Annotated in this window: 12 protein-coding genes; 2 read left to right on the forward strand and 10 right to left on the reverse strand. The window is 29.9% G+C overall.

Features of this window, described 5'->3' with window-relative positions; all coding sequences use genetic code 11:
- Positions 1 to 2 precede the first annotated feature (2 nt).
- From CPIN18021_RS07445 to secA, 5 genes are all read right to left on the reverse strand, one after another.
- A complete protein-coding gene (locus CPIN18021_RS07445; RefSeq protein ID WP_089503415.1) occupies positions 3 to 1,424 on the reverse strand; it encodes a ShlB/FhaC/HecB family hemolysin secretion/activation protein in 1,422 nt (473 codons plus the stop codon).
- Positions 1,425 to 1,450: 26 nt separating this feature from the next.
- A complete protein-coding gene (locus CPIN18021_RS08775) occupies positions 1,451 to 1,705 on the reverse strand; it encodes a hypothetical protein (RefSeq protein ID WP_089503416.1) in 255 nt (84 codons plus the stop codon).
- A gap of 359 nt (positions 1,706 to 2,064) precedes the next feature.
- Positions 2,065 to 2,550, reverse strand: a complete 486-nt coding sequence (locus CPIN18021_RS07450) for a hypothetical protein (protein WP_078424740.1) — start codon at positions 2,548 to 2,550, stop codon at positions 2,065 to 2,067.
- Between the two features lie 113 nt (positions 2,551 to 2,663).
- Positions 2,664 to 3,860, reverse strand: coding sequence for an ABC transporter permease (locus CPIN18021_RS07455; RefSeq protein WP_078424887.1), 1,197 nt, complete (start codon positions 3,858 to 3,860; stop codon positions 2,664 to 2,666).
- Between the two features lie 23 nt (positions 3,861 to 3,883).
- Complete coding sequence (gene secA / locus CPIN18021_RS07460; protein ID WP_078424741.1) at positions 3,884 to 6,484, reverse strand: preprotein translocase subunit SecA; 2,601 nt, start codon at positions 6,482 to 6,484, stop codon at positions 3,884 to 3,886.
- Between the two features lie 100 nt (positions 6,485 to 6,584).
- On the opposite strand from secA, the gene lolA reads away from it, so the two are divergent.
- Positions 6,585 to 7,097, forward strand: coding sequence for a LolA-like outer membrane lipoprotein chaperone (gene lolA / locus CPIN18021_RS07465; protein ID WP_078423790.1), 513 nt, complete (start codon positions 6,585 to 6,587; stop codon positions 7,095 to 7,097).
- 2 nt (positions 7,098 to 7,099) lie between these two features.
- Here lolA and CPIN18021_RS07470 read toward each other — a convergent pair whose 3' ends face one another.
- Together CPIN18021_RS07470 and CPIN18021_RS07475 are read right to left on the reverse strand one after the other, a co-directional pair.
- On the reverse strand, positions 7,100 to 7,609 hold the full coding sequence (locus tag CPIN18021_RS07470) for a hypothetical protein (RefSeq protein WP_078424742.1): 510 nt from the start codon (positions 7,607 to 7,609) through the stop codon (positions 7,100 to 7,102).
- A 2-nt stretch (positions 7,610 to 7,611) separates the two neighbouring features.
- Positions 7,612 to 8,934, reverse strand: coding sequence for an ATP-dependent DNA helicase (locus CPIN18021_RS07475; RefSeq protein ID WP_078424743.1), 1,323 nt, complete (start codon positions 8,932 to 8,934; stop codon positions 7,612 to 7,614).
- 91 nt (positions 8,935 to 9,025) lie between these two features.
- On the opposite strand from CPIN18021_RS07475, the gene CPIN18021_RS07480 reads away from it, so the two are divergent.
- On the forward strand, positions 9,026 to 10,300 hold the full coding sequence (locus CPIN18021_RS07480) for an SH3 domain-containing C40 family peptidase (RefSeq protein ID WP_078424744.1): 1,275 nt from the start codon (positions 9,026 to 9,028) through the stop codon (positions 10,298 to 10,300).
- A 280-nt stretch (positions 10,301 to 10,580) separates the two neighbouring features.
- On the opposite strand, the gene CPIN18021_RS07485 is transcribed toward CPIN18021_RS07480, so the two are convergent.
- The 3 genes from CPIN18021_RS07485 to ilvC are packed head-to-tail and all read right to left on the reverse strand — an operon-like array spanning position 10,581 to position 13,611.
- On the reverse strand, positions 10,581 to 11,360 hold the full coding sequence (locus tag CPIN18021_RS07485; RefSeq protein ID WP_078424745.1) for a DNA-processing protein DprA: 780 nt from the start codon (positions 11,358 to 11,360) through the stop codon (positions 10,581 to 10,583).
- On the reverse strand, positions 11,344 to 12,588 hold the full coding sequence (locus tag CPIN18021_RS07490) for a divergent polysaccharide deacetylase family protein (protein ID WP_078424746.1): 1,245 nt from the start codon (positions 12,586 to 12,588) through the stop codon (positions 11,344 to 11,346). Before CPIN18021_RS07490 ends, CPIN18021_RS07485 begins: the two co-directional genes overlap by 17 nt.
- Positions 12,589 to 13,611 (reverse strand): ketol-acid reductoisomerase, encoded by a 1,023-nt coding sequence (gene ilvC, locus CPIN18021_RS07495; protein ID WP_078423796.1) that lies wholly within the window; start codon positions 13,609 to 13,611, stop codon positions 12,589 to 12,591.
- Positions 13,612 to 13,696: the final 85 nt, after the last annotated feature.

A 13,696-nucleotide genomic window follows, 5' to 3' on the forward strand; every position in this document is an offset into this window, starting at 1 on the left:
AATTAAAATGAATGACCAAAATTAAATGAGATCACATTTCCCTCATTTTTGTGTCTTGATTCTTTTTTTAAAGCTCTGCTAACCATTAAACTCCCATTAAACCCATTTTTTTGAAATTTTACTCCGTATACCATTCCAATTATACTTTCTCTAGAGCTATTATCTTTATCCCTTACTGTTCCTGCATCTAAACCCACAAAAGGATTTATAACATGCATATATGGATGTTTCTCTTCTGAGAAATAGTATGTAAGTGTATTGCTTATATAAGCACCTTTTTCTCCCGAAATAGAATTTTCCTTAAAACCCCTCACTGTATAATCATCTCCTATACTCATTTTATTTATATTTAACAATCTATCATTTGAATACACACCTAAGAAACTTGATCTAAATCCCAAAACATCTTTGTTTTGTAAAAGGAAGTATCTTCCCCAATCAACATTTAAAGAATACTTTTGAAACTCTTTTTTAGGCAATTTAGGATTATAGTTTTTATCTCCCTCTGCCCTAAACCAAGGAACTCCTTTTTCATATTCTAATCCTAAATAAATATTTCCACCCAAAAACTTATCAGAATAATTTACACCAAGACCAGTTGTAGAATATGTTTTGCTATTTATTAAAATTTTTTCATTATTTATATAGGTTTCATTCTCTCTTTGGCCAAAAAACACATAACCTGTCATTTTATTATACTTACCTCTGGTTATAATCCTAGATAGTTTAAATTTTTGTTTTTTTACCTTACCATCTCTTGTTATATTAGTCGTATTTCCCTTAACAACTGAATGTGTTTTGTTTACTCCTAAATTATATGAAAATTTATAATACCCAAATGGTATTGCGTAAGAAAAGTTTAAATTCTCATCTTTATTTTTAGTATAATCTTTTCCTAAATTTGTAGAATAAGATACTCCAAATGAATCATTTATTGGGAGTATATTTCCTCCATTATAATTAAACGCTAATTTATTTCTATCTTTTTCAATTGGGCTATTGTCATAGTTTATTCCAAAATTTCCAATATCCTCTTTTTGGCGTATAATAATATCTGAATATCCTTCTTTATCGCTTTGAACTATCTCTAATTGATTTTGTTTTCGCCCCATACTTAAATTTTCTATTCCTTGATCTAAATACTTTGTATTTAAAACTTTGTCTTTATAATATGGAAATGCGAAAAAAATCTCTTGTCTTTCTCTAAAACCTTTGTCTTTTTTGGTCTCGAAATAAATTTCGTTTATTTTTCCTGCTTTTATTTCTAATTCAAGATAACCATCATAAACATTTCCATTTTTAAAAGAACTAAAGCTTGTAACATAACCATCTTCCACTAAACGTTTATTTATATATTCTATTATTAGGTAGATGTTTTTTTCGTTCATTTCAGCATTTAAAAATTTTTCTATTTCTTTTTGCAACTTTTCTTTTAAAGGATGTTCTCCGTCTAAAAATATTTTTTTAGACTTATATCTTGTTTTTTTATATCAATTTTATTTATTTTATTTTCTTCTTTTATATAGTCTATATCTATATTATCTAATTTTTGATTGTCTATATTTTGTATTTTCCTATCTATCTCATTTTTAAGCTTTCTATTTTCTTCTATCTTTTCATTTCTAATATTTAATTGCTGATAGGCTCTTGCTTCAAAACAAGTTATATAAAAAAGTGATAAAATAATTAAAAAATTATTTTTCATTTTAATCAAGCTCCTCCCCCCTTTTTTTTTCTTTACTTTTTGAATTTGTGTATTTCGGATTTTAGATCACGTATACTACTATATTTTTTTTAAAAAATCAATAACAAATAGCTATATTTTATATATATTTTATATATATTAACTTATATATTATATAATATAAGAAATAAATAATACTTTAAAAATATTTTTTACATTTATAAATAAAAATTATTACAATTACTTTAATATAAAAATTATTATAAATAACAAAATATACTAAAAATATAACAATAATAATTCTAAGTTTGATAGCCTATTTGCTTATATATCTACTGATTATGGTTATATATCACAAATATAACAAAATACAATGATTATTATAAAAATTTACTAACTTGAATTCCATTTATTTTAGAATTTATCTCTATAAGACCATCTTTATCAGTTACTTGTCTAACCAAATCAGCTATCTTAACGCCAAGTTTTCTAAATGTTATACGATTTATAGGTTCTTTAATTTCAAGTTCAACACCTCTACTTGCTCCGTATTTCATATATGCTACCGTTATAACTTTATCTTTAAATTCTTTCAATATGGCCTTTTCTACATCATTTGAGTTTTTTATATCACTTTTTAATTCAATCTCTGGCATACTTCTTAATTGAAAATTTTGCATCATATCATGATTCATCACATGTTCTTTATGTGTATGCATAAAATCATCTGTAAAGTGTATGGGCATATCATGATGATTGTGATAAGCGTGGTTTATGTTTTCTTGTTTTTTTTGGACTGTATTATGAGATGCTGTAGCGCATCCAACAAAAAATATAGCCACTACTAAAGTAATAATTTTTTTCATAATTATATTTCCTTGTTTTGCATATTTAATAATCCTTATCAATATAATAACAAAATAATATTAAATTTAATATAAAAATTATTTAACAAAGAAAGTTGCTATCACAACAAATACTATTCATTTCTTAATGTTGTTAGTATATTTATCTTTGTAGCTTTTTTTGCTGGATAATAAGATGATAAAGCAACTATAACAACAGCCCCACCAACTATCATAAAAAAATCAACCAAAGAAAGTTCTAATGGTAAGTTAGAGCTTCCATAAACATCCGCTGGTAAATTTATAATATCAAAATTTCCAAGTAGCCATATACCAAATAAACCAAGCAAAACACCAAATAAAATACCACCAAGTCCTATAACAAGACCTTGGTAAAAAAAGCTTTTTTTAATCTCACTTGTAGTCGAACCAAGCGCCAAGAGCAATGCTATCTCTTGTCTTCTATTCATAACTGTCATTAAAAGTGAACTTACTATATTTAGTGAAGCAACCAAAATAATAAGCATAAGAACTATAAATAAAGCCCTCTTCTCAAGTTGTAATGCTGAAAAGAAATTTCCATTTTGTTGCCACCAGCCAATAGCTTTGAAGCTAAAAGGTAAAGCATTTTGTAATAAAACAATATCTTCAAAAGGTTTATCAGAATAGACATGAACACCATCATAAACACCATCTGGATAATCTAAAATTTTAGCCAAAGCTTTGGAAGAAGTATAAGAATATGACTTATCATAAGCTATAAGTCCTGATGTGAAACTATCTTTAACAACAAATCTTTTCATCTTTGGAATAAGACTAAACCCACTAGGATCGGCTTTTGTAAATATCAAAGTAAGCTTATCGCCATTAAGTAAGTTAAAATCGCTTTGTATCCCACTACCTATTAAAATATCATATCCATCTAGGTTTTTATCACCAAGAGCCTCTTTTACTACAGAGTTTATATGCTTTTCATCATTTGAGTTTATGCCAAATAAAATTCCACCATCAAGTCGCTCTTGTCCTTTAAATATAACCTGAGTGCTTATATATGGGCTAAATTTTAAGTTTGGAAATTTTTGTTTTAGTTCATCTACAAATTTATCATTGACATTACCCTTAAAGCCACTTATTATGGTTAAAGGGTAATTCATAGTAAATAATTTTCGTTCAAATTCTTTATCAAAACCGTTCATTATAGCCATTGCTACTATAAGAACCATCAAGCCAATACTAACACCTAAAAAAGCAAGCACTGCGCTTAATGTTATAAAAGGCTGTGACTTATCAAACCTAAGGTATTTAAAAAGTAAATACCTAGGAAGGCTTATTTGCTTTGCTTTATCATTATCTATCAAGCAAGCCAGCCTTTTTTAGGACCACTTTTACCGCAACACTCTTTATATTTTTTACCACTGCCGCAATGGCAAGGTGAGTTTCTAGTGATTTTTTTCTCTCTAACAGGAGTGTTTTGAGCATTGTTTTCAGTTATTAATTCATCTTGTTTTTTTTGCATTGATGATTTCATGCTGTCAACATTATTTTCTTGCTCTTTATTCTCTCTAAGTCTTAAAAGTTGAAGTATCTTTACACTTTCTGTTTTAAGTCTTGAAACAAGTTCAACAAATAGGTTATAGCTCTCTTTTTTGTATTCAGTAAGTGGGTCTTTTTGGTTATATCCACGTAGTCCTATACCTGTTTTTAACATATCCATTTGGTATAAGTGTTCTCTCCAAGCATCATCAAGCACTTGTAAGAAAATCATCTTTTGTATATCTACTTTTTGAGCTTCGTCAACAACGCTCATCTTAGCATTGTATCTATCGGTTAAAATTTGAACTATTTTATCAACCAATTCATCATAATCAAGCCCCTTAAGCTCTTCTTCACCGATATTCTCTCCACAATCACTTAAAATAAAAGCACATAATTTAGTCAAATCAAAATCTTCTTTTAAGCCACCAGCCAAAATATCAACATTTTCAAGCATCAAAATAGCATATTCTCTTCTATTTTGATCTATCTTGTCGCTCATATCAAATTCTTTATCCAATAATTCATCGCGATATTTGTATATAGTTTTTCTTTGTTCGTTAGCCACATCATCGTATTCAAGTAGATGCTTTCTTGATTCAAAATGAAGGCTCTCTACCTTTTTTTGAGCATTTTCAACAGCTCTTGTAACCATCTTACTCTCTATACTTTCGCCCTCTTCTATACCGAGTCTGTCCATGATAGCTTTAATCCTATCAGAACCAAAAATTCTAAGTAAGTTATCTTCTAAGCTTAAATAAAATCTACTAACACCAGGATCTCCTTGACGACCAGCTCTACCTCTTAGCTGATTGTCTATCCTTCTACTTTCATGTCTTTCTGTTCCTATGATATAAAGTCCGCCCAAAGCCCTAACTTCATCATCTATACGGATATCAACACCACGACCAGCCATATTTGTAGCTATAGTAACAGCACCTTTTACACCAGCTGAAGCGATTATCTCAGCCTCTTTTTCGTGATTTTTTGCATTCAAAACAGAGTGCGCTATACCAGTTTTTGCAAGCATAGAATGAAGCAATTCACTACGCTCAATACTAGCTGTTCCAACAAGAACAGGTTGTCCTTTTTCGTTTGCTTTTTTTATCTCATCAATAACAGCTTTAAATTTCTCATCTTGTGTCTTATAAATAAGATCGTTTTTGTCTATCCTGGCAACAGGAACATTTGTAGGTATAGAGATAACATCTAATTTATAAATTTGAGAAAACTCAGTAGCCTCTGTCTGCGCTGTTCCTGTCATACCAGCAAGTTTATTATACATTCTAAAATAATTTTGATAAGTTGTATCGGCTAGTGTCTGACTCTCTTCTTGTATCTTTACGCCCTCTTTCGCTTCTAGTGCCTGATGAAGCCCTTCGCTAAATCTTCTACCCTCGCTAAGTCTTCCCGTAAATTCATCAACTATAATAACCTCATTATCACGCACAACATAATGAACATCTTTTTCAAAAAGATTATGCGCCTTCAAAGCTTGATCTAGATGATGGCTTAAAATCGCATTTTCAAGGTCATATAGGTTGCCAACGCCAAATAATTTCTCAGCTTTATTTATACCTTCTTCGGTGATTAAAATAGTTCTATTTTTTTCATCAGCAACAAAATCACCAGTAGGTTTTGAGTTTGGCACATTTGGATCAGCAGCCTCACCACGAATTAACTTTTTAGCTACTTCATTTGCTTTTATATAACCATCAAGTGTTCTATTTGTAGAACCTGAGATTATAAGTGGGGTTCTTGCTTCATCTATCAAGATACTGTCAACCTCATCAACTATAACAAAGTTATGTTTTCTTTGCACCTTATCGCTCATTGAAAATTTCATATTGTCACGCAAATAATCAAATCCGAACTCAGAGTTTGTTCCGTAAGTTATATCTGAATCATAAGCCCTTTTTCGCACCTCATCATCATAAACACCACTAAGCACAACATCTACACTAAGTCCTAAAAAGGTATAAAGCTCTCCCATTTGAGTTGCATCACGCTTTGCAAGATAATCATTTACAGTAACTACGTGAACGCCTTTTCCGCTCATAGCATTTAAAACAACAGGTAAAGTGGCAACCAAAGTCTTACCCTCACCTGTTTTCATTTCAGCTATCCTGCCCTCATGAAGTACCATACCACCTATAAGCTGAACATCAAAATGACGCATATTTAAAACCCTTTTGCTACTTTCTCTAACAATAGCAAAAACATCATTTAAAACATCATCCTCGGTTTTTTTACCACTTAGCACAAGCTCTTTTAATTTTGCAAATACTGCTTTTAACTCTTCATCAGATATATCTTTATAAACTTTTTCAAGCTCATTTATGCCTTTTAATCTTTTTAAATATTTTTTAATTTCTCGGTCGTTCTTTGTTCCAAAAATTGCTTTAAATACAGCACCAATCATATAATCTACCTCTATTTAATTTTTAAATTCGCAGATTGTATCATACTTTAACTATTTATTTAATTAAACTTGGTTAAAATGGGCTTTTAAAGGAGTAAAAATGAAACAAATCATAGCTTTATTGGCAATATATATATATTCACACGCTTCGGTTTTAGATTTCACAACATTACAAAGCGATTTTACCCAAACACTAAATAGTAATGATAAAAAAGCAAATTATAGCGGTAAATTTTATATAAAAAACAACAATGAAGCACTTTGGATATATAAAAAACCAAACCCAAAAAAGATATATTTTACCAATTCAAAAATCATAATGATAGAAGATGAGTTAGAACAAGCAATCATATCAAATTTCAATGAAAATATAAATTTAAGCGAAATTTTACTAAATGCAAAAAAAATCACAGACTCGCTTTACGAAGCAGATTTTCAAGATACAAAATACAAAATAACCATAAAAGAAAATCTTCCTTTTAATATAAGCTATGAAGATAAATTGGGCAATAAAATAGACATCACGCTTTCAAATGTTGTAAAAGATAAAGAAATTTCACAAGATATACTAACACCAAAAATACCAAATGGTTATGACATCATAACCCAATAAAATCAAAACTCATCTATGCTATTTAAATCAATAGGTCTTTGATTTGAGTTTTTAAATTTTGAAGATATGGTTTTCTCATTTTGTCTTTTTATCTCATCAATATCGCCATTTGGAGTTGAATAACCACATAAATTTCTCGATTTTATAGCTTCTATAATCTCATCAAGTTCTAAGTCATTTACTATCTTTAAAGACCTTATTAAAACCTCATCAATATCAACTGAGTGCTTTTTTGCAGTATATTTTTTCAAAGTCTCTTTTAACTTTTCCTTACCGGCAGATGTGAGTAAATCCTCAGCATAAAAACTTCCTATAACAACGTTTAAACCATCTAATACATAAGCGTTATTTTCTTCTACATCTCTACCAATGATATCTAAATTAAGCTCTATTTTTTTAGCAAGCCCTTTTGAAAATTTTGAATAAACATCAGCTTTGAAGTCATCTATACTAATAACATCACAAAATCCAAAAACAGAACAAAAAACTATCACCAAAATATTTTTTAACATTATCACACTTCCTCTATCATTTCAAATTTTGTTTTTGCATAAAAATCAGCCACTTCTTTATCTATTTTAACGACACTTTTTAAATAAGAGTTGAAATTTAAACTTTTTCCATAAAAAAGCTTTAAATTTTTTGGATTTATCGCTCTTGAAAGTGCTACATAAAGCTGACCATTTGTAAAAATATGGCTTAAATCACACATTAAATTGTTTATACTCATTCCTTGTGATTTGTGGATAGTTAAGGCATAGGCTAATTTAAATGGAAATTGCTCAAAAGTTGCCAAAACTTGTTGTTGTATATTATCACCATCTTTTACAAATTTTGTATATGTAAAAATATGCTTTTGCACCTCAAGAATTTCGCCATTTTCTTTTTGCACAAAAACACTAAGAACTCCATTTTCATTTTTTATCTCTATTATCTTTCCTTGTTCACCGTTATAATATCCCATAAATGGGTAATTTACTATAAATATTATCTTTGCTCCAATTTTTAGTTGAAGCTCTTTTGGGCTATTTAGGGCATCTACCCAGCTTTGAACGCTTTTTTCGTGAACGCTTTCATCTAAAATTTTTACATCAGCAAGGCTTGTTTGCATCGGTGTTTGTAAACGATTTAACATTACTTCATTTACTTCATTTACATCTTTATTTCTTCCAAAAAGCATAGTAATATTTTCATCTAAAAAATACTGATTTACACGAAGTGAGTTTATGTACTCAAAAACATAATTATCTATCTCTCCAACCCTAATCTTTTTTAAGATATTATAAAATTCCTTATCTTGTGTTCTTTTTGAAATTTTAAGCTCTATATTTTTAAACTCAAAACCACTCCAAGAACTTGAATTAAAAGCATAGACAAAATTAAATAAATTTGTCTGGGTTTCGTTTTTTGTATTTTGAACCGGCGGTAGCTGATAAAAATCTCCAACTATAAGCAACTTGCCCTTAAATTTTGAAACATCAAGGCGAAATCTTATCATCTCCATAAGCTCGGAACTAACCATTGAAATTTCATCTATCACTATCAAATCGGCAACATCAAGCATATCATAAACTTTTTTTAGTTTTTGCTTTTGTCTTCTATCATAAGCCGCAAGTTCTAAAAAATCTTTACAAATTCCAAATTTAAAAAAACTATGTATGCTTACTCCGCCGATATTTACAGCACTAATGCCTGTAGAACCCAGCTTGATAACATTTTTTGATAAGCTATTGTAATGATCAACAATAGCCTGAGTAAGATATGTCTTGCCTACTCCACCGCCACCAGTTAAAAAAACATTATGTTCTTTTAGTAAATTTAAAACTTGTTCTAACAAAACCTCACCTAAAAAATTATTAATAAAAATTATATCAAATTTTAAAAATTTTAAGATAAAATCAACTATTCACTTATGCAAAGGCCACTTTATGAAAAACTTAATTTTTTTATCTTTTATTGTTATATTTTTTATATCTTGTTCAACCAAACAAGAAAGCAATATAAGCGTGTTAAATCTTGAAAATCAAAATGCCTATACTATGCCAAAAATTTTATCAAATCAAAAGATAGAAGGTGGCGAACTCTTAGAAAAAAGATTTAGTGTATTTTCATACACACCAAATAAAGATGATATAAAAGATGCGTTTTGGGCTTTTGATATATATACTCCTAAAAAAAATAAAACATACTATGGCTCAAACTTCAAACCAATTTTGCCAAGTTGGTTTGAAGAACAAGAAAAAAATGCAAACAAAGATGAGTTTTTAAAATTATCGCGTTTGGCAATCAGCGTAACAAATACAGCTATAAGAAATTTTCCAACAAACGAACCAATTTTTTACAACCCTAACAAAGCTGGCGAGGGGTATCCGTTTGATTATTTACAAGCTTCAAACATAAGCATAGCAAAGCCAATATTTGTATCACATCTATCGCTCGATAGGGCTTGGGCGATGGTAAAAGATGACACCGTTTGGGGCTGGGTTAAGATAAATAATATAAAGTTTATAAACGATAAAGAAGCAACAAAACTTCAAAACTCAAAATTTATCATACTCACAAAAGATAAAATGCCTATTTATGACACCCAAAACAATTTTTTATTTTATGGTAAGATTGGGGCTTTGTTGCCCTATTATAAACAAGATGATTTAAGCTTTATAGGTGAAATACAAACTATTTCTGGTATCAAAAAATACAAAATTCCAAAAGCTTTTTCTACAAAATACCCAGCTGAATTAAACGATGAAAATATACAAAAAATAGCAAGTTCTCTTTTAGGACAACCTTATGGCTGGGGTGGCTTGGATGATCTTAGGGATTGTTCTTTGTTTACAAAAGATTTTTTAGGAAGCTTTGGAATTTGGCTACCTAGAAACTCATCAGCACAATCAAAAATAGGAACAAAAATAGAGCTTGAAGGGCTAAGCAACGAAGAAAAACTAAACATCATAAAAGAAAAAGGCATTCCTTATACAACCTTGTTTTATCTAAACGGACATATAATGCTTTATATAGGAATAAAAGATGATAAAGTTCTTGCTTTGCACGATGCTTGGGGCATAAGAACAAAAGACAATGGTCGTGCATTAATTGGTCAAATAGCGATAACACCTTTGGATATAGGAGCAAATCTAAAAAATGTTGATAAAAAAAGCCTGCTTTTGTCAAAAATAAAATCAATGAATATCATAACAAAATAGCGAGTGTAGTGATGGAGCCGATATTGAAGATATGATTGGTAATCATAATGCATTTGGTTAAATTGGCAAAGATTTAAGCGATGTTGGAAGATATAGAAATTATAAATTGTCCAACAAAATTTACAAAAACAGCAAAAAAGTAACAATTATTAAAGATGGCACAAAAACTATAAATTTTAATACCTAAAAAGATTGTGGATATATTTGAAAAAACGACTTTATTTTAGGCGGAAGATGGAAGCACTTTAGTGTAATGCATTTTGAGTACAGGCCAGAGCTTTTAGATAACAGTAACTCTTAAATTTTCTATTTTTATAAGCCCATTAAGCTCGTATTCGTATACAATATCACCAAATTTATCCAAAGCATATTGCAAACTTATGCCATTCTTGCAAAACTCCAAAAACTCATCCGTGGTTGCTTCTTGTGTGTAGTTTATACCGCTAAAACTAGTGGCAAATTCATTAAAATCACCTATCAATCTTGCTTTTAAATTAGCCAAAAGATAGTTTGTGCCATCGCTTTCATTGTATCTTTGAGCTAAAACATAGACAGGAATTCCAAGTTCGTATGCCATCTTTGCGCTTTGCATAGAGCCACTTTTTATATCAGCTTGAGCTATCACAACAGCATCGCACAAAGAGACTACTATCCTATTTCTTTGTATAAATTTATACGCTACTGGTAAAGAGTCAGGTTCATACTCACTCAAAGCCAAACCGTGCTTATAAATTTCTCTTATAGTTTTTTCGTTTGTTTTTGGATAGATTGTATTAAGACCATTTGCAAAGACTCCGATTGTATTTGGCATAGCACCAACATGAGCTAAAATATCAACTCCCAAAGCCCCACCACTAACAACACAAATGCCATGATTTTTAAGCACACTAGCTAGTTGCAAAACACAATTTTTAGTATAAACACTGGCCTTTCTTGACCCAACTATAGCTATTTTTGGAAGTTTGAGTAAAGATTTATCTCCTACATAAAATAGCTTTTTAGGTGGATTTTTAAGTCTGTTTAATGCCTCTGGCAATTCTTGTTTATCTATAAAATCCATAAAGATCTTTCACATAAACAAGCTCTACATTATCCAAGATATAAGAACGATTTTGCTTTAAAACTTCTATTGTATTTTTTCTAGGATGTCCGATAGCTATCGCGTAACCTTTTTGCTTTGCTGTATTTATAGCATTTTTTATCTCTTCATTTATGCTAGCTTTATTGTCTTTATCATCCAAAAATACATCTCTTGATATATACGGTTTTTTATATTTTTTTGCTACTTTTTTTACCTTGGTGGTGGATATTGTTTTACTATCAATAAATATAAAATCATATTTTATAAAAGCCTTATATGCTTTCTCCATTGCGCTAAAATCGCTTGTAAATTTACTTCCAGTATGATTATTCATAAACTTTGCATTAGGAAAATCAGCTCTTATGTCTTTTATCTTTTTATCAATAAGCTTTTCACTGTCTTGCACATTTAGTGTATTTATCTCAGGGCTTGAAAAATGCTGTGCTTGCATAGGCAAATGTATCATATAAAACTCAAATTCTTTTGCTAATTTTGGAGTATCTAAATGGTGTTTTGTCTTTGGAAAAAACGAAGGCGTCATTTTAATACCAACAGAACGAATCATATCAACATGATGTCTATTTGCAACATCATCTATAACGATGGCTAGTTTTGGCTTTTTTATCTTTGTATTTTTATTTTTTATGACCTTGGTTTCTATTTTTTTGATGGCTATATTTTTATCTGTTGTTTTATTATTTTCCCTTGTTACCCTTTTACTATCGTTGTTTTGGATTTTTTTCTCTTGTGATATAACGGTTATATTCTTGTCAGAGAAAACACTATAATTTATATTTGTATTTTCTTTTTTTGTATCAGTTCTTTCTTTTTTATCTTTATCTAGCTGTCTTAAAAAGTAGGTTTCATCCTTTGTATTTGTATCCAAAAAAAGCTTACTTAAATTCTCATCTTTATCAAATTTAACTACTGTTTTTGTTTTAGCTTTTGTGTCTTTATGTGATTTTTTGGCAATATTTTCTTTTGGTATTTTTTTATCTATATTTTTTTTATGATTAACTTCTGTTTTTTGAATATGCTCTTGCTTTTTTTTGATATCAAAATCGTAATTTTTAAAAAACAAGTAAGAAGATGCCGATATGATTGCTAAAATAACAAATAACCATAAAACAAAGCGTCCTTTTTTGGCTTTTTTAGCCCTTGGACGCCTTTTTTTTGGTTTATTGTCTGTTTTTTTTAACTTAGCCAATTAGTTTTTGTCTTTATCTATAAGTTTTCCGGCACTTATCCAAGGCATCATAGCTCTAAGTTTTTTGCCGGTTTGATTTAGTAAAGATCTCTCATCAATAGCACGCTCGGCATTCATCCTTGTATATCCAGCTGCTTTTTCAAGGATAAAATCTTTAGCAAATTTACCAGTTTGGATATCTTTTAAAATACCTTTCATAGCCTTTTTACTTTCATCAGTTATAACGCGTTGTCCGCTAACATAATCACCATATTCAGCTGTATTTGAAATAGAATATCTCATATCATCCATACCACCTTGATACATCAAATCAACTATTAGTTTTAACTCATGCAAACACTCAAAATAAGCCATTTCAGGCTCATATCCAGCCTCAACTAAAGTTTCAAATCCAGCATTTACTAAAGCACATAAACCGCCACATAAAACAGCTTGTTCGCCAAATAAATCAGTCTCTGTTTCATCTTTAAATGTAGTTTCTATAATACCAGTTCTTCCGCCACCTATAGCACTCGCATAGCTTAAAGCAATCTCTTTTGCTTTACCGCTAGCGTTTTGTTCAACAGCGATTAGATCAGGAATACCACCACCTTTAATAAATTCACTTCTTACAGTATGTCCTGGTGCCTTAGGAGCTATCATAATAACATCTATATTTTTAGGTGCATTTATCTGTCCAAAATGAACATTAAACCCGTGTCCAAAAGCTATAGCAGCACCATCTTTTAGATTTGGCTCTATTTCTTCTTTATATATCTGAGCTTGAAGCTCATCAGGTGCTAATATCATAATTACATCGGCATCTTTTGTGGCTTCAGCAACTGTTTTTACTTCAAAATTTTTAGCTTCCGCTTTAGCCCAACTTTTTCCACCTTTTGCAAGACCAATAACAACATTTACTCCGCTATCTCTAAGGTTTTCAGCATGCGCATGTCCTTGTGAACCAAAGCCGATAACAGCAACTTTTCTACTTTTTATAAGATTTAAATCACAGTCTTTATCATAATAAACAGTTATAGCCATAATAGCTCCTTAATAGTAAATATTTTTGTGTAAAATTATACATTCCAACAACTCAAATAACGCTGAAATAAAATAATATTGCTAT

The sequence above is a fragment of the Campylobacter pinnipediorum subsp. caledonicus genome (genome assembly GCF_002022005.1).
GTDB classification, from domain to species: domain Bacteria; phylum Campylobacterota; class Campylobacteria; order Campylobacterales; family Campylobacteraceae; genus Campylobacter_A; species Campylobacter_A caledonicus.